The organism is Halopelagius longus (genome assembly GCF_900100875.1).
GTDB lineage: Archaea > Halobacteriota > Halobacteria > Halobacteriales > Haloferacaceae > Halopelagius > Halopelagius longus.
This window is the reverse complement of the sequence record NZ_FNKQ01000003.1, coordinates 513,849-529,639: the sequence shown is the minus strand read 5'-3', so window position 1 is coordinate 529,639 and position 15,791 is coordinate 513,849. Positions and strand designations below refer to the sequence as shown.

16 protein-coding genes and 1 tRNA gene are annotated in these 15,791 nt (G+C 66.8%); 8 read left to right on the top strand and 9 right to left on the bottom strand.

Annotated features, from left to right (window positions below):
- Positions 1-9 precede the first annotated feature (9 nt).
- Positions 10-531 carry a metallophosphoesterase gene (locus BLS11_RS13425; protein WP_092538264.1) on the top strand — a complete coding sequence of 174 codons (522 nt, stop codon included), beginning with the start codon at positions 10-12 and terminating at the stop codon, positions 529-531.
- A gap of 456 nt (positions 532-987) precedes the next feature.
- Here the strand turns inward: BLS11_RS13425 and BLS11_RS13420 are convergent, their stop codons facing one another.
- Entirely contained in the window at positions 988-1,983 is a 996-nt protein-coding gene (locus tag BLS11_RS13420; RefSeq protein ID WP_092538263.1) for an ArsR/SmtB family transcription factor, read from the bottom strand.
- Between the two features lie 107 nt (positions 1,984-2,090).
- Between BLS11_RS13420 and BLS11_RS13415 the strand changes: the two genes are divergently transcribed.
- On the top strand, positions 2,091-2,270 hold the full coding sequence (locus BLS11_RS13415) for a DUF7859 family protein (protein ID WP_092538262.1): 180 nt from the start codon (positions 2,091-2,093) through the stop codon (positions 2,268-2,270).
- A gap of 9 nt (positions 2,271-2,279) precedes the next feature.
- Entirely contained in the window at positions 2,280-3,473 is a 1,194-nt protein-coding gene (locus BLS11_RS13410; RefSeq protein ID WP_092538261.1) for an inorganic phosphate transporter, read from the top strand.
- Positions 3,474-3,495: 22 nt separating this feature from the next.
- On the opposite strand, the gene BLS11_RS13405 is transcribed toward BLS11_RS13410, so the two are convergent.
- Positions 3,496-4,938 (bottom strand): hemolysin family protein, encoded by a 1,443-nt coding sequence (locus BLS11_RS13405; protein WP_092538260.1) that lies wholly within the window; start codon positions 4,936-4,938, stop codon positions 3,496-3,498.
- Positions 4,939-5,084: 146 nt separating this feature from the next.
- Here BLS11_RS13405 and BLS11_RS13400 point away from each other — a divergent pair, with 146 nt between their 5' ends.
- Genes BLS11_RS13400 through BLS11_RS13390 form a run of 3 tightly spaced genes read left to right on the top strand, consistent with a single transcriptional unit; the run spans position 5,085 to position 6,564 of the window.
- Positions 5,085-5,354 (top strand): glutathione S-transferase N-terminal domain-containing protein, encoded by a 270-nt coding sequence (locus BLS11_RS13400; RefSeq protein ID WP_092538259.1) that lies wholly within the window; start codon positions 5,085-5,087, stop codon positions 5,352-5,354.
- The gene (locus BLS11_RS13395) at positions 5,354-5,863 is read left to right on the top strand and encodes a redoxin domain-containing protein (protein ID WP_092538258.1); all 510 of its coding nucleotides are present in this window, start codon (positions 5,354-5,356) and stop codon (positions 5,861-5,863) included. The genes BLS11_RS13400 and BLS11_RS13395 overlap by 1 nt, the downstream gene beginning before the upstream one ends.
- Positions 5,864-5,910: 47 nt before the next feature.
- Complete coding sequence (locus BLS11_RS13390) at positions 5,911-6,564, top strand: L-threonylcarbamoyladenylate synthase (RefSeq protein ID WP_092538256.1); 654 nt, start codon at positions 5,911-5,913, stop codon at positions 6,562-6,564.
- A gap of 9 nt (positions 6,565-6,573) precedes the next feature.
- On the opposite strand, the gene BLS11_RS13385 is transcribed toward BLS11_RS13390, so the two are convergent.
- From BLS11_RS13385 to BLS11_RS13360, 6 genes are all read right to left on the bottom strand, one after another.
- On the bottom strand, positions 6,574-7,248 hold the full coding sequence (locus BLS11_RS13385) for a CRISPR-associated protein Cas4 (protein WP_092538254.1): 675 nt from the start codon (positions 7,246-7,248) through the stop codon (positions 6,574-6,576).
- Between the two features lie 40 nt (positions 7,249-7,288).
- Positions 7,289-8,083 (bottom strand): FkbM family methyltransferase, encoded by a 795-nt coding sequence (locus BLS11_RS13380; RefSeq protein WP_092538252.1) that lies wholly within the window; start codon positions 8,081-8,083, stop codon positions 7,289-7,291.
- A 284-nt stretch (positions 8,084-8,367) separates the two neighbouring features.
- Positions 8,368-8,440: transfer RNA gene (locus BLS11_RS13375), tRNA-Pro, on the bottom strand.
- A gap of 66 nt (positions 8,441-8,506) precedes the next feature.
- Positions 8,507-10,357, bottom strand: a complete 1,851-nt coding sequence (locus tag BLS11_RS13370) for an SLC13 family permease (protein WP_092538250.1) — start codon at positions 10,355-10,357, stop codon at positions 8,507-8,509.
- Between the two features lie 71 nt (positions 10,358-10,428).
- Positions 10,429-12,489, bottom strand: coding sequence for a DEAD/DEAH box helicase (locus tag BLS11_RS13365; protein WP_092538249.1), 2,061 nt, complete (start codon positions 12,487-12,489; stop codon positions 10,429-10,431).
- A gap of 102 nt (positions 12,490-12,591) precedes the next feature.
- A complete protein-coding gene (locus BLS11_RS13360) occupies positions 12,592-13,002 on the bottom strand; it encodes a cupin domain-containing protein (protein WP_092538247.1) in 411 nt (136 codons plus the stop codon).
- Positions 13,003-13,123: 121 nt separating this feature from the next.
- On the opposite strand from BLS11_RS13360, the gene BLS11_RS13355 reads away from it, so the two are divergent.
- Positions 13,124-14,299, top strand: a complete 1,176-nt coding sequence (locus BLS11_RS13355; RefSeq protein WP_092538245.1) for a M50 family metallopeptidase — start codon at positions 13,124-13,126, stop codon at positions 14,297-14,299.
- A gap of 18 nt (positions 14,300-14,317) precedes the next feature.
- On the opposite strand, the gene BLS11_RS13350 is transcribed toward BLS11_RS13355, so the two are convergent.
- Positions 14,318-15,064 (bottom strand): competence/damage-inducible protein A, encoded by a 747-nt coding sequence (locus tag BLS11_RS13350; protein ID WP_092538243.1) that lies wholly within the window; start codon positions 15,062-15,064, stop codon positions 14,318-14,320.
- 179 nt (positions 15,065-15,243) lie between these two features.
- Here BLS11_RS13350 and BLS11_RS13345 point away from each other — a divergent pair, with 179 nt between their 5' ends.
- Entirely contained in the window at positions 15,244-15,702 is a 459-nt protein-coding gene (locus tag BLS11_RS13345) for a DUF4112 domain-containing protein (protein WP_092538241.1), read from the top strand.
- Positions 15,703-15,791 lie beyond the last annotated feature (89 nt).

The following is a 15,791-nucleotide window of genomic DNA, read 5'->3' as shown; positions in this document are numbered from 1 at the left end:
CTCGGTTCGATGCTCGTCGTCGTCTCCGATACGCACAGCACTGACTCGCACCGCCTCTCCGGCCGCACGTCAGACGCCGTCCGAGAGGCCGATGTCGTCGCCCACGCCGGCGACTTCATGCGCGAGTCGGTCCTCGACGAGTTCGTCGCGGAGTCGGACCGCTTCTTCGGCGTCTTCGGTAACAACGACGACGCCGGCATCCGCGAACGCCTCCCGGAGGCCCGGACGTTCGTCTACGGCGGCCTCACGTTCGCGATGACCCACACCCGCCGCGGCGGTCCGACGGCGCTATCGCTGTTCGGGCGGGAACGCGGCGCGGACGTGGTTCTCTTCGGACACAGTCACCGACCGACGTTCGACGCCACGGGCGAGGTGACGCTTCTCAATCCGGGGAGTCACGCCCAACCGCGGGGCCACCGGGCGGCGCACGCGGAACTCGAAGCCTTGCCGGACGGGGGCGTCCGCGGCCGCCTCGTCGAACCCGACGGCGACGCGTTCGAGACGTTCACGATACCGCCGACTGGGGAGTGAGAGACGAACGCTCGCAGAACGGAAAACGTGCCGTGGGGCAGGGCACGCGCGGCCCGGGGGAGGGCCGCGGGGAGACAGGGTACAGGTCGCACGAGTCGTCCCGACGACGCGACGACGGATGGGGGGACGGTGTCGCGTCGCCGACGGACGGTGCGGGCGCGGTGGGGCACGGGGGGTGGGTCCGCGCCCGCGTCGCCGGTAGGGGGAAACCGGCGTGCGGTCCGCCGTGGGGACGACGGTTCGAATCCGGCGATTCGAGTCAGACGAGACCGAACGGGGGGGACGGTCTCGGCACGGTTCGGGTACGGTGGAGGGCCGAAGTGCGGTGTGACCTGCGATTCGACGTACTGTCCGCGGTACGATATAGGCTCCGTAAAGTGAAACATCCGTTTTAGCTAAAGGTGCGCGGTGCGCCGCCGTCACCGCTCTACGGCCGAAAAGTGCCCGGAGCGCGTCTCACTTCCGAATCCACCAGTACGCGCCGACGGCGACGACGGTCACCAACCCGCCGAGGAGGAACAGTTCGCCGGGCGACAGCGACGCGACGGCCGCCCCGAGCGTCGCCACCGGGTCGCCGGACCCGGTCGCCGCATCCGTGGCGGCCTGCGCCGCCTCGGTCGCCGCTTCCGTTACCGTCTCCTCGGGCGCGGGCGTCCGCGTCGAGGCGGCTTCCGTCGGTTGTCGGGTCGCCTCCGCCGTCTCTCGCACCGTTCGAGCCGCCTCCGTCGCCGTCTCCTCGGGCGTCTCCGTCACCTCCGCGATGCGGAATCCGCCGTCGGACGGCGCGTCCGTCGGCGTCCGCGTGGGCGCGTCGGCGGCCGTCTCCGCGCCTTCCGACGGCGCGGGGGTGTCTCCGCCACCCGCCGTCGTCCGGGCACCTTCGGTCGTCGCGTTCGTCTCGACGCTCTGTCCGGTGAGGTCCGTCTGGGCGCTCCCGTCGCCGCCCGTGCCGCCTCCCGATTCGCCGCCCGCGCCGCCGCTACTCCCCATCCCGACGGAGAAGGCGGGGCCGCCGCGCCGCGCGAGTCGGTCCACGACGACGCTCCCGAGTGCGACGACGCCGAGGCCGCCGAGTAGTTGCGACAGCGCCGTCTGCAGTCCCGAGGTGTCGTCCTCCTGTCCGGCCACGACGACGAGGGCGCGGTCGGCGGGCGCGTAGACGGTCATCTCCCGGCCCTTCTCGGAGTAGGCCGTCCCGGACTCCTCGACGAGACCGGTGTCGTTCAGTCGTCCGAGGTGGTACTGGGCGTTCTGAATCGACGTGTCCGTCCGGTCGGCAACCTCGGAGGGCGTCGCCGGTCGCTCGTGGAGTTCGGCCAGAATCGACCGCGCGGTGTCCGACGAGATGGCCGAGAGGAGGTCCTCGACGCCCTCGCTGTCTATCCCCACCACGCGAGGCTCCTTGTCGTCGTCGTCCGGCGGGTCAGGTCGGGAGGGGAGAATATCCGCCATCTGGAACGTTCGTTCCTCTCGGGTGTTATTACTCTTCTCTCTTTCGGTGGCGGCGTCGTCGTCGCCGCGGCGAAACGGCTATACCTCTCCCCCGGAAAGCCCCGGCCATGTTCGCCCGTCCGCTACAGAGTCTCGTCGATGGGTTCCTCGACTTCGTCGCGGGGAACCCCGTCCTCGTCGGACTGGTCGTGGTGCTTCTCGCCTTCGTCTTCTTCATGTACCTCTTCGTTCGCCGGACGCTGACCGGCCTCCGCGACGGCTTCGACGAGGGATACCGGGGGAAGTAGCCCGCCGCCATGGTGGCTACAGGAGTTCTCCTGACGCTCGTCGTCGCCTCGCTCGCGAGTCTGTTCATGGCGTGGGCCATCGGAGCCGGGTCGTCCGGCTCCACCCCCTTCGCGCCCGCCGTCGGCGCGAACGCCATCTCCATCATGCGCGCCGGGTTCGTCGTCGGCCTCCTCGGGTTCGCTGGTGCGGTGTTGCAGGGCGCGAACGTCACGCAGGCCGTCGGGAACGAACTCGTCGTCGGGTCGGTCCTCACCGCCACCGCCTCGATAGTCGCACTCGCCACCGCGGCGGCACTCGTCGCCGTCGGCGTCTTCACCGGCTACCCCATCGCGACGGCGTTCACCGTCACCGGCGCAGTCGTCGGCGTCGGGTTGGCCAACGGGGGCGCGCCCGCGTGGGAGAAGTATCAGGTCATCGTGAGCCTCTGGGTGCTGACCCCGTTCGTCGGCGGTGGCACCGCCTACGCCACCGCCCGCCTCCTCCGGAGCGAGTCGGTGTCAGAACGGGTCGCCGTCCCCGTGCTGGCGGGCATCGTCGGCTTCCTCGTCGCCAACATCCGCTTTGCGCTCCTCGGCCCGGCGGACGCCGGCGGGATGTCGCTTGCGGGGTACGCCGCGAGTTTCCTCCCGACCGTCACCGTCGCCGGAATCGACCTCGGGACGGTCGGAATCGCCCTGCTGTTCGCGCTCCTCACCGCGGCCGTCGTCTCGCTCGACATGCGGGAACCGGCCGCGGGTCAGCGCCACTTCCTCCTCTTTCTCGGCGGCCTCGTCGCGTTCTCCGCCGGCGGGAGTCAGGTCGGCCTCGCCATCGGACCGCTCGTCCCCCTCTTGGACGCGGTGACGATTCCGCTCGTCGTCGTCCTCGCCGGCGGCGGACTCGGGCTCCTCGCGGGGTCGTGGACCGGCGCGCCGCGGATGATAAAGGCGCTCGCGCAGGACTACTCCTCGCTCGGCCCGCGCCGCTCCATCGCGGCGATGATCCCCTCCTTCGCAATCGCTCAAGCCGCCGTCGCGCTCGGCGTCCCCGTCTCGTTCAACGAGATAATCGTCAGCGCCATCATCGGAAGCGGCTACGCCGCCGGCGGGAGCGGGGTCAGTCGGGACAAGATGCTGAAGACGGTTCTGGCGTGGGTCGGGTCGCTCGCCCTCGCGTTCGCGCTCAGTTACGGCGTGTTCCTCGCCGTCAGTTCGGTCCTCTAAAAGAGACGCTCGAACGCCGACGCTACGGTTCGCTCTCTAACTCCTGCTGTTCGTCCTCCGGCGGCGTCTCCGATTTGGTGATTCGAGCCTTCATGATGCGGGTGTTGTCCACCTGCTCGATGCGGATGGTGACGTCGTCGTACTCGATCTCCTCGCCCTCCTCGACCAGACGGCCCGCGCGGTTGAAGATGAAGCCCGCCAGCGTCTCGAACTCCTCGCCCTCCGGCAGGTCGAGTTCGAGCACCTCGTTGACCTCGTCGATGTTGACCTCGCCGCGGACCAGCGTCGTCCGGTCGTCGAGGAACTCGAACGGCTCCTCCTCGTCGCCTTCGAGGATGTCGCCGACGATCTCCTCGACCATGTCTTCGAGGGTGATGAGGCCCTCGGTGGTCCCGAACTCGTCGATGACGATGACCATCTGCATCCGGTTGTCCTGAATCTCCGTCAGCAGTTCGTCGACGTTCTTCGACTCGGGGACGTGGAGCGTCGGTTGGACGATGTCCGCGAGTTCGCCCCCGCCCTCGCCGTAGAACTTCTCGCGGACCATGTCGCGGATGTTGACGATGCCGATGATGTTGTCGAGGTTACCGTCGTAGACGGGGACCCGTTCGTGGTCCGCCTGCACGCACGTCTCGATGGCCTCGTCGATGGTCGCGTCCTTCGAGACGGCGTTCATGTCGAGACGCGGCGTCATCACCTCCTTGGCGATGGTGGAGTTAAAGCGGAAGATGCGGTCGAGCATCTCGCGTTCCTCCTCCTCTATGACCCCCTCGCGTTCGCCCGTCTCGATGAGGCCCTGTATCTCGTCGCGGGTGATGTACGACGTCTCGATGGACGACCGACCGCCGGTCACCTTGTTTATCGCGCGGGTGAGGTAGTCGAAGAAGACGACGAGGGGGAGGAGGACGTACTCGCAGTACTTCAGGGGGCGGGCGATTCGGAGGGCCCACGATTCGGTGTTCTCGACCGCGTAGGATTTGGGGGCGCTCTCGCCGAACAGCAACACGAGCGTCGTGATGCCGAACGTCGAGAGGAGAACCGCGGTGCCGGCGTCGAAGTAGATACCGACTAGCGCCGTCGCGATGGAGGACATGGCGATGTTGACGATGTTGTTCCCGACGAGGATGGTGACGAGCAGTCGGTGCGGGTTAGACTTGAGACTCTGCACCGTCTTCGCGCCGGGTAGTTCCTCCTCCACCAGCGAATCGATGCGGTGCTTCGCCAGCGAGAACATCGCTATCTCCGAAGAGGAGAAGAACCCGGAAAACCCGATGAGTATCACGATGACGACCGCCCCGGCGACGGTGACGGTCGTATCGTTGATGGGGGCTGACTGCAGCACCGATTGGAGCACCGATGCTGTAGCCGATGCGGTCCCGACGAAAGAGTGGGCGTCGGGCGTACTCGCACCGCCCGGAACCGTAGTCCCGGCGGCGGTGTATGTGTATAGCGGCGGCAAACCCATGCAACTACGTTCCCTTGTCCGGCCCCGGAATTAAGGTTTACCCTCGGTTTGAGTCCACGAACGTACGATTTTGGCGGGTACCGCCGCTCGCGGCGCGGATTCCCGCGAGCGAAGGTCTTAGGGACGCGTCGTCCGTACACGCGACCATGGCAGGCGACAACCCGGCGATAACGCTGTATCGCCTGCAGGCGTGCCCCTACTGCGAGCGGGTAGTTCGGGTCCTGCAGGAACTCGACCTTCCGTACGAGTCTCGGTTCGTCGAACCGATGCACTCGGACCGCAACGCGGTCAAGCGCATCTCGGGCAAGCGCACCGTCCCCGCGATAATCGACGAGAACACCGGCGTCACGATGTCGGAGTCGGCGAACATCGTCGAGTACCTCGAAAAGACGTACGGCGACGGGGGTGCGGCCTGATGCCCGACTTCGAGGTGGTCGAACTTCCCGAACCGGACGCCCCCGCCGTCGGCGAGGACGCGCCGGACTTCACGCGCCCGTTAGTCAACGACGAGTACTGGCAGGACGCGTCGCTGTCCGAACTGACGGAGGAGGGACCGGTCCTCCTCGTGTTCCACCCCGCCGACGGCGCGTTCCCCTCGACGTACGTCTGGAACGAACTCCGCGACAGGGGGGTCCCCGAACAGTTGACCACCGTCGGCGTCTCCATCTCCTCGCCGTACGAGCACAAGACGTTCTTAGAGCAACGCGACGTGGACGCGCGCCTCTTCTCGGACCCCAACGCCGACGTCGCCGCGAAGTGGGGCATCGAGAACGACTTAGACGGGATGGCCGGCGTCACCGAACACCGCCCCGCGGCGTTCGTCGTGGACGAAGAGCGAACGGTGCAGTACAAGTGGATCGCCGCGGAGTGGCCGGACTTCCCCGACTACGACGAACTCGAAGACGCCGTCGCCGAACACGCCTGACCGCTTCGGCACGCTTTTTCTCGCCCGCCGCCACCTCTCGGACGACCATGCCGCCTACGGACGACACCACGGCTACCGACGATGAACTCGACGCCGCCGCCGCCGCCGTCCGCGACGGGGGACTCGTCGTCTACCCGACGGAGACGGTGTACGGCCTCGGCGCGGACGCGACGGACGCCGAGGCGGTCGAACGCGCCTTCGAGGCGAAGGACCGCCCGCGCGAGAAACCGCTCTCGATGGCCGTCCCGGACGTCGATGCGGCGCTGAGATACGTCTCTGCGACGCCGTTCGAGGAGCGATTCATGCGCGAGTTCCTCCCCGGCCCCGTCACCGTCGTGGTCGAACGCGGCGACGAACTGCCGGACGAACTCACGGCGGGCGGCGACCGGGTCGGCGTCCGCGTCCCGGACCACGCCGTCGCCCTCGAACTCCTTTCCCGCGCCGCGCCGACGCCGGTGACGGCGACGAGTGCGAACGTAAGCGGCGAACCGAGCGTCACCCACCCCGACCAGTTGGCCGACGAACTGCGGGCGGCCGTCGCCGCAATCGTAGATATCGGCGAACTCGCCCCCGACGAAGGCGAGGACGAACGACTCCCGAGCACCGTCGTCGACCCCGGACGGGGCGTCGTCCACCGACGCGCCGCGTTAGCCGACGAGGTGGAGGCGTGGCTGGCCGACCACGAGGACGAACGGGAGTAGCGAGACGGTTCACAACCCCAGCATCGTCTTCAGCGACCGGGTCTTCGTTCCGCACCGGGTTCGGTACGCGCACTCGCGGCACTTCTCTCTGTTCTCCACGCGCGAGGGGACCCCTTCGGTCGAACGGACGGTCCACAGCGTTCGGCGGTACGCGCCCTTGTTTCGGGTCGTGAGCCGAACCGTCCGCACGACGCCGTGGGCGGGGTACTCCACGAGTGCGCGCGGAATCTCCCGCTCCCGCTCCCACGCAAGCGCCTTCGCCGCCGCCACCGCGCGGACGCGTTGGGGCGTCCAGACGCCGTTCTCCGGCGGCGTCCCCGGCGAGACGACGGTCGGTACCGGCGGGCCGTCCCCGACGTCGAGGAGTTTGTGTGCGACGCCGTGGCAGTCCCGCCCCGAGAGGAACGCGTCCCGCGTCGTCGGGTCGGCGAGTTCCGCCCAGTCGTCGCGGGCGGCCAGCGTCTCCAGATTCTCGCGGTAGGAGGCGGGCGAGGCGTCGACGGGGAGAGCGTCGAGTTCGTCCGCGCGCGCCTCGCGGAGTTCGCGGTACCGGAACGCGAGTTCCCGGACCGCTTCGACTTCGGCGGGCGGTTCGTGGTCGTCGTACTTCTCGGCGTAGTACAGTTGTCGGGGGCAGTACGCCGCGCGGGCGAGGTGAGAGAACGGAATCGACTCGGGTGACACGCGGGGTGTGGCCCCGCGATGGGTTATGAACGTACGGCCGTCACTTCTCGGCCCGGAGGAACGGTTGCTCGGACCGAATCGATCGGTCTTCGACGGCGAACCCGAACGCCTCCAATCTGTTCCGAACGTCGGCCACCGACGACCCGGCCATCCGGAGGTGTTCGGGGTGGACTTCGCAGTAGACGAGGCGGCACGAGGGGCGCGAAAGCGTCTCCGCCAATCCGTCGAGAACCTCGAGTTCCGCCCCCTCCACGTCGATTTTCAGCGCCGTCGGTTTCGGCAGTCCCTCCGACTCGACGAGTTCGTCGCCGCGTCGCCGCCGCACTTCGACTCGTCCGTACCCGGACTTTCCGGGCGTGCCGACGAGACTGTGCCCCGCAGAGCCCACCTCGTCCAACGCGAGTGCCAACTCGGCCGCCCCCTCCTCGCCGGCGAGTGCGCACCGGTACAGCGAGACGTTCGCGCCGTTAGTGGCGACGTTCTGCGCCAACCGGTCGGCGTTCTCGGGGTGGGGTTCGAAGGCGAAGACGGGGGGTTCGACCACGTCGGCGGCCAGACACGCGTACAACCCCACGTTCGCGCCCACGTCGTAGAACACGTCGTCCGAGCGGAGTTCGCCGAGGAGTGCTTCGAGAACCGGCCGTTCTTCGAGCGTATCGAAGTCGGAGAACTCGTTTCGCGTCGGGATGTGGAACTCCGCTGCGGCGCCGCCGACTTCGACGGGGTACGTCCCGCCGTGGAGGCGGTACTCTACGCCCTTGGCGAGTCCGTACCCCCGCGCCGCGAGGGGGTGGACGCCGAGAATGGTCGCCAAGCGCGCGAACCTATCAATCATGGATTGTTTCTCTAGCGTCACCCTATGAATGGATTACGGCCGTTTTGGGTTCTCTATGTACGTGCGGGCCGAACATTATTTCAGTATATAGATAATACCTGGCGCGATTCGGAATACCGGAGGGAGCCCGAGAGACTGCGATTTGGTCTCTCGTGTCCTCTGTTTGCTTTGGGAGATGGTGGCCGCCCGGATTTGAACCTCACTCGCAAATCGGAGATTTGCTCGCTGGTTCAAACCGGCCGCTGTTCGTTTCTGGCTCCTCACGTCCGTTCCTCGCACAAGAGTGGGACCGCCCGGATTTGAACCGGGGTCACGGGCACCCAAGGCCCGAAGTATACCAGGCTAACCCACGGTCCCTCGTACACCCTTCTGTCCGTCCCGGTGTAAAGCGTTTCGTTCGCCCGAATCGGACGAGAGACGCTGTCACAGCCCCCAGAATGCGGCGATACCGGCCGTCGTGACGACGGCGAAGATGAGCTGTAACGGGCCGCCGACGCGGAGGTAGTCGGTGAAGCGGTAGCCGCCGGGGCCGTAGACGAAGAGGTTCGTCTGGTAGCCGACGGGCGTCATGAACGCCGTCGAGGCGGCGAACGTCACCGCGAGGATGAAGGAGAATGCGTTCGACCCGAGCGTCTGCGCCGCCTCGACGGCGACGGGTATCATGAGGACGACGCTGGCGTTGTTCGAGATGAGGTTCGTCAACAGGGCGGTGACGAGGTAGAACACCGCCAGCACGCCTATCATCGGGAGCACGTCGCCCGTCCGAACGACGAACTCCGCGAGAAGCGCCGCCGCGCCGGACGTCTCCATGGCGATGCCGAGGGGGATGACGCCCGCCAGGAGGAACACGATGTCCCACTGGACGGCGTCGTACAGTTCGGTGGGGCGCAGACACCGCGTCGCTATCATCGCGAGTGCCCCGGCGAGTGCGGAGACGACGATGGGGAGGATATCGAGGGCGGCGACGGCGACGACGGCGGCGACGATGCCCACCGCGACGGGTATCTTCTCCTCGCGGTAGTCGCTGCGCTCTATCTCTTGAGCGACGATGAAGTTCCGGTTCACGTCGAGGCGTTCGATGCTGTTCGTCGTCGCCTGCACGAGGAGGGTGTCGCCGACGCGGAGGGGGATGTTGTCCATCCGCCGGTGGATAGTCTCCCCGCCCCGACGGAGGGCGAGGACGGTGGCGTCGTAGCGCTGACGGAACCCCGCGGAGACGAGCGATTCGCCGACGAGGAACGACCCCGGCGCGACGACGACTTCCACGAGGTTCTGTCCCTCCTCGCCCGCTTCGAGTTCCTCTTCGTCTACGGTGACGTTGGGGACGAGGTCCAACCCTTCGACGTCCAGTAGTTCGATGAGCGTGTCGCGGTCCGTCCGGAGGGCGAACACGTCGCCCGCGTGTATCTCCTTCGGGCCGAGGGGTTCGAGGAACACCTCGCCCTCGCGGATGAGTTGGATGAGGTCCACGTCGAACTCCGTCTCCACGAGGGCGCGCTGGACCTGTTGGCCGACCAGCGGCGAGTCCTCGCGGACGACGACTTCGGTGAGGTACTCCGCCATCTCGAACTCCTCGGTCAGGTCCGCTCGGGGCTTGATTCGCTCGGGTGTGAGCCACTGCCCGATCGTCAGCAGGTACGCCGCGCCGACGACGGAGACGAGTGCGCCGAGGGCGGTGAACTCGAACATCGTGAACGTCCGCCCGATGAGGCGACCCGACAGTTCGGAGGCGAGGATGTTCGTCGAGGTGCCGATGAGCGTGAGCATCCCGCCGAACATCGAGGCGTAGGAGAGCGGAAGCAGCAGTTTCGACGGCGACGTGCCGCCGCGTTCCGCGAGGTCGGTCACCATCGGAAGCAGGATGGCGACGGCGGCGGTGTTGTTGATGAATCCGGATATCGGTCCCACGACGCCGATGGTCGCGCCCAACTGCCGGAAGAGGCTATCCTCGGTGAACGGGGATATCTTCGCGCTGACGAGTTGGATGACGCCCGTCCGCTGGACGCCGTCGCTCAGGACGAACATGGCGAGGACGGTCAGCGTCGCGGTGCTCGAAAAGCCCGATAGGGCGTCCGCCGGGTAGTCCTCGAAGAAGACGATGGGTTCCGCGAGGACGCTCCCGACGAGCACCTGCGAGAACGGTTGCACGAGCATCAGCGCCATCATCACCCCGATGGCGGTGATGTCGACGGGGACGGGCTCCGTCACGAACAACACCAGAGCGACGACGACGACGGCGAAGACGACCAGAACGCCCGGAGCTATCGAGACCACGCGCACAGGGACGCACCGTCCGCTGAAAAATCATCGGGAGTCCGCGTCTCTCGCCGGCTAGTCGTCGGCGCTTACCGCTCCTCGTCGGCCAGTTCCATGTCGGCGACGATGTCGTACGGTTCGACGCCGTTTCGGATGTTGTCGAGGATGCGGAACGCGTCCGTCGGCGAGAGGAAGTGCCGGGCCACCGCCCGCCCCAACGGCGTCGGTTCGAAACCGTCGATGAAGTCCCACTCCAGCAGTTTGCCGACGGCGTGTTTCGTCGGCACGTCGCCGAGCATCCGGTCGTTGAGTCGTTTGGCTCGCTTCCCGGCGACGATGATGTTCGCAAGCGTCTCCTCGGCGGCGGCGGACTCGTCGTAGACGGTCATCACGTCCTCCATCTCGCCTTTCAGCAGTTTGAACGCCACCTCGTCTTCGGTCATCTCCATCGTGTTGTGGTAGACGCAGTCCGGTTCGACGAGGACGTACACCTTCCCCTTGTCGTGGTAGTCGGGGCGGCCGGCCCGGCCGAGCATCTGCTCGAACTCCTGGACGGAGAGCCACTCGATGCCCATCGCCAGCGAGTCGAACACCACCTGCGAGGCGGGGAAGTCCACACCGGCGGCGAGTGCCGCCGTCGTGACGACGGCCGCCAAGTCCTGATCGCCGAACTGGCGTTCGACTCGCTTCCGCTGGCCGTAGTCGAGGCCGGCGTGGTACGGCGCGGAGGAGTACTGCAGTTTTCTGGAGATTTCGTGGCACCGCCGCCGGGAGTTGGTGAAGATGATGGTCTGGCCGCGGTAGCCCTTCGAGGACTTCGTGTCGAACTCACGCTTGACGAGTTTGTCCGCTATCTCGGGCTTCTCCCTGCCGTCGGCGAACGTGACGTGCCGCTCTATCGGCACCGGACGCTCCTCGAACTCGATGAGCGTCGCTTCGAGGCTCCGGGCCAACACCTCCGGGTTCCCGACCGTCGCGGAGAGATACACCCACTGCGCGCCGCCGTAACTGTCGCGGCGTTTCGCGCGGTTCTCGCAGTAGTATTTGAGCCGGGATATCATCCCGTCGAGGCGGTGACCGCGTTCGCCCTCTTTCAGCGTGTGCACCTCGTCGATGACGACGGTGCCGATGTCGCCGAGGTCCTTGCCCGTCCGGAGGGCGTGGTCGATGCCCTCGTAGGTGCCGACGATGACGTCCGCGCCGGGGTCGAAGCGGTTGCCGTCGTCGTTGATGCGGGAGGCCCCGACGCGGATGGTCACGTCCACGAGGTCGCCGTACCGGTCCTCGAAGTCCTCGTGCTTCTGGTTCGCGAGGGCGACGAGGGGGACGAGAAAGAGCAGTTTCCCCTCGCCCTTCAGCGCCCTGTCTATCCCCGCGAGTTCGCCGACGAGCGTCTTCCCCGTCGCCGTCGCACTCACGACGAGTTGGTCGCGGCCCTCGAAGAGGCCGTTGTCGACGGAGAGCGACTGCACCGGCAGCAGGGTGTCGAAGCGGTCCTCGGTGAGGTTCTGGAGTTTCGGGTGCAGGTCGAGCGTGGACGTCGACACCAAGTCGATGTCGTCCGTCGTCGCACTCACAGTGTCGAAGCGCGTCAGGTCGGGGTCTAACCCGCCCTTCAGCAGGTTCTCGATGCGGTCTAAGTCCTTCGTCTCCAAGAGGAGGTCTTCGAGGCGGTCCTGCGCCGCGCCGGTGAGCGACCCCGCCCCGGAGAAGTCGAGTTCGCGTTCGAGTTCGCGCTTCGCGCAGTCCGGACAGATGTGGTCGCGGTCGGCCTTGATTGCCGTCTCCTCGGTGATGGGCGAGTAGCGACCGCTCGAGGCGCAGTATCGGCACGTCCTGACCGCCACCGCCTCCAACTGGTAGCCGTCGAGCATCTCCTTCAACTCCTCGCGGGCGCTGGGTGCCGTCTGCTGGGAGATGCGGATGCGGGACGCTCGACGGGCGAGTTCGACGAACTGACTCGGGTCCCGGGGGTCGTCGCTGGACCCGCGCTTGACGCGGAACTTCGCGGGTCGGGGACCGGCGTTCGTCTCCTTCAGTTCGAGCACGGCGCGGAACACGCGTTCTCCGTCGCGTTCGACGACGACGAGGTAGTTCTCGCCGGTCTGGTGGAGAAACAGCGTGTCGACGCGTCCGACCTGTTGAGACACGATTCGTCGTACGTGGACGGGGTATTTCAGCGATTCGTCTATCTATCGACGTGTGTTACCTCGACCCAAACGACGGACGCTCGCGCCAAGACGCGAACGCGGTCACTCCTCGACGAGTTCGATGCTGTCGTCTCCGTTCGGCACCGCACAGAGGAACGACCCCTCCTCCTCGGCGTCGTTTCGGTACCAGTGCACCGCGCCCGACGGGATGAGAAGCGAGTCGCCCGCCGCCACCTCGTACTCCTCGCCCTCGATGCCGACGGTGTACCGCCCGGAGAGGACGTACTGTTCGTGTTCCACCTCGTTCGTGTGCTTCGGGACGGACGCGCCGGGTTCGAGGACGAACCGTCGCACGGCGAAGTTCGGCGCGCCGTCGGAGTCGTCCAGCAAGACGCCCTTCGACATCCCCTCGGCGGCGTCCACCTCCTCGTAGGTCACCTCGGAGGCTCGCTTCACGACCGGGTCGGCGTCCGACGTGCCGTCGGCGTCGGGCGTCGAGTCTGCGTCGCTCATACCTCGTCGTTCTCGCACCGGCGGCCTAAGCGTTACCACCGGCGACCGAGATGCTCGACGGACAGCGGAAGCGACCTGTTGCGCGACTGGACTTAAGAGGCGTCCGCGACTACATCCGGGTATGCGTGGAATCCGGATCGGGAGCGTGTTCGGCATCCCCATCAAACTCGACGTCACGTTCCTCCTCGTCCTCCCGCTTTTCGCGTGGCTCATCGGGTCGGACGTGGAGCAGCTCGTCGGGGCGATAAACGGGGTGTTCGGGGTTGGTATCGACGCCGCCGGACTCACCGCCGGGACGACGCCGTGGATTCTCGGCACGGCGGCGGCGTTGGGGCTTTTCGCCTGCGTCCTCCTCCACGAGTTCGGCCACTCGCTCGTCGCGATGCACTACGGCTACGAGATTGACTCCATCACGCTCTGGTTGTTCGGCGGCGTCGCCAGTTTCGCGGAGATGCCCGAGGACTGGAAGCAGGAACTCGCTATCGCCGTCGCCGGACCGATAGTGAGCGTCCTTCTCGGCGTCGCCTCGTACGCCGCCTTCCTCGGCGTCCCCGACGCGATTCCGTCGGCGCGGTTCGTCCTCGGCTACCTCGCGTTGACGAACGTCCTACTCGCGGTGTTCAACATGCTCCCGGGCTTTCCGATGGACGGCGGACGCGTCCTCCGCGCCCTCCTGGCCCGGACGCGCCCGCACGCCAGAGCCACGCAGATTGCAGCGGAAGTCGGCAAGGTGTTCGCGTTCGTTCTCGGCATCGTCGGCCTGTTCTCGAACCTGTTTCTGGTCGCCCTCGCGTTCTTCATCTACATCGGCGCCTCCTCGGAGGCGCAACAGACCGTGATGAAGGCGGCGTTCCAGGACGTCGCCGTCCGCGACATCATGACGCCCCGCGAACGACTCGACACCATCGACGAACGCGCCAGCGTCGCGGAACTGATGGACCGGATGTTCACCGAACGGCACACGGGCTATCCGGTGATGCGAAACGGCCGCCTCGTCGGCATGGTGACGCTCAACGACGCGCGCACGGTCAACGAAGTCGAACGCGACGCCTACCGCGTCGAGGACGTGATGTCGAACGACCTCCAGACCATCAGTCCCGACGCGGACGCGATGGACGCCATCGGAACCATGCAGGAACGCGACGTCGGCCGCCTCCCCGTCGTGAACGACGAGGGCGAACTCGTCGGCCTCATCTCCCGGTCGGACCTCGTCACCGCGTTCAACATCATCCAATCGCGGGGGTCGCTCCCGAGCATCCGGTCGCGCGACCCGACCGACGTGGTCGAAGCGCGCTGATTCGCCCGCCCTCGGTCGCTACTCCGCTCTCTCCTCGGTCTCCTCCGTTATCTCGATGCCGGCGTTGGCAATCAGCCACGACGCCGCCTCCGAGAGCGTCTCCTCGTCGTTCGCGGTGAGTTTGATACGCGTTCGGTGTCCGGCCCTGCTCGGATAACAGCCGACGCGGACGCCGAATCGGTCGCCGACCGTCGCGAGGGGTTCGGCGGCCGCCCCCTCCGGTTCCGGGGTGTACAGCGTCCGCGTCGCCACGTCGCCGCCGAACTCGTCGGCGACGTTCCCGAACACCGCCCGCATCTCCTCGGGGATTCCGGGGAGGACGTACACGTTCTCCGCGACGCACCCCGGCGCGAGACCCTCGGGGTTCGGTATCGGCGTCGCGCCCGCCGGCATCGACGCGTACCACTCGGGTTTCAACTCGAAGTCGATGTCCGGCCGCCGTTCGAGGATGCTCGCTATCGTCGCTTCGACGTCCGCCTTCGCGACGGGGTCGACCGCGAGTTCGCGGTCCAACCCGGCGGCGACGCCCTCCATCGTCACGTCGTCGACTGTCCCGCCGAGTCCCCCGGTGACGAGGACGGCGTCGAACGCCGCCGACCACTCCCGAACCGTCTCCGCGATGACGGACTCCTCGTCGGGGACGACGAGGATGCGACCCACCTCCGCGCCTCGACTCGACAGTTCCTTGGCTAACCACGTCGCGTTCGTGTTTTCGATGTCTCCCGCGAGGAGTTCGTTACCCACGGTGAGAACCGCAACGTCCATGCGTTCGGCTGGAACCGCGGACGGTTAACTCCGTCTCCGGCGGCCGCCACCGCCGCATCCAAAATAGGACTCTTGCATGATATGTAAACACGGTATATCGCTATAGACGGGAGCGTCGAGGGCTCTCACGCCGTCTTCGTCGCCGTCGTGTTTATCTACATTCGGACACAAGGAGTGGTATGGACGACTCCTCGACACGAGACTTCCGCTCAGAGTTCGACATCGACTTCGAGGGCGAACTGCCGCCGACGGTGGACGAGTCCGCCATCCGCCGGATGCGGACGGTCGCGCGCCTCTTCGACGACTCGATTCCCGTTCCGGGCACGGACTTCCGCATCGGTATCGACCCCGTCCTCGGCGCTCTCCCCGTCGCCGGCGACGTGGTCAGCGCGGGGTTCTCGCTGTACATCGTCCTCGAATCCGCCCGCTTGGGCGTCTCCTTCACGACGCTTCTGAAGATGCTCGCCACCATCACCATCGACGCCGTGGGCGGGTCGGTTCCCATCCTCGGGAGCATCTTCGACTCCGTCTGGAAGGCGAACCAGTGGAACCTCAAGATGGCGTTAGAGGACCTCGCGGAACCCCCGGGCGGCGAGGGCGACGAGGACGCCGACGCGATAGAGATAGAGATAGACTGAGGCGGGTCGCCGTCGGCGGTGCAGTTCTTTTCGCCGCGGTCGTTCGGGTGCGGGAACTGAACCCGGTGCGAGACTCGTTTCGCTCGTCT

Excerpts from the sequence above, each read along its gene's own strand:
- BLS11_RS13360 (WP_092538247.1), bottom strand. The coding sequence starts at position 13,002 with ATGAGCGACGCAGACTCGACGCCCGACGCCGACGGCACGTCGGACGCC.
- BLS11_RS13415 (WP_092538262.1), top strand. The coding sequence starts at position 2,091 with ATGTTCGCCCGTCCGCTACAGAGTCTCGTCGATGGGTTCCTCGACTTC.
- BLS11_RS13350 (WP_092538243.1), bottom strand. The coding sequence starts at position 15,064 with ATGGACGTTGCGGTTCTCACCGTGGGTAACGAACTCCTCGCGGGAGAC.
- BLS11_RS13355 (WP_092538245.1), top strand. The coding sequence starts at position 13,124 with ATGCGTGGAATCCGGATCGGGAGCGTGTTCGGCATCCCCATCAAACTC.
- BLS11_RS13380 (WP_092538252.1), bottom strand. The coding sequence starts at position 8,083 with ATGATTGATAGGTTCGCGCGCTTGGCGACCATTCTCGGCGTCCACCCC.
- BLS11_RS13410 (WP_092538261.1), top strand. The coding sequence starts at position 2,280 with ATGGTGGCTACAGGAGTTCTCCTGACGCTCGTCGTCGCCTCGCTCGCG.
- BLS11_RS13390 (WP_092538256.1), top strand. The coding sequence starts at position 5,911 with ATGCCGCCTACGGACGACACCACGGCTACCGACGATGAACTCGACGCC.
- BLS11_RS13425 (WP_092538264.1), top strand. The coding sequence starts at position 10 with ATGCTCGTCGTCGTCTCCGATACGCACAGCACTGACTCGCACCGCCTC.
- BLS11_RS13400 (WP_092538259.1), top strand. The coding sequence starts at position 5,085 with ATGGCAGGCGACAACCCGGCGATAACGCTGTATCGCCTGCAGGCGTGC.
- BLS11_RS13405 (WP_092538260.1), bottom strand. The coding sequence starts at position 4,938 with ATGGGTTTGCCGCCGCTATACACATACACCGCCGCCGGGACTACGGTT.
- BLS11_RS13395 (WP_092538258.1), top strand. The coding sequence starts at position 5,354 with ATGCCCGACTTCGAGGTGGTCGAACTTCCCGAACCGGACGCCCCCGCC.
- BLS11_RS13345 (WP_092538241.1), top strand. The coding sequence starts at position 15,244 with ATGGACGACTCCTCGACACGAGACTTCCGCTCAGAGTTCGACATCGAC.
- BLS11_RS13420 (WP_092538263.1), bottom strand. The coding sequence starts at position 1,983 with ATGGCGGATATTCTCCCCTCCCGACCTGACCCGCCGGACGACGACGAC.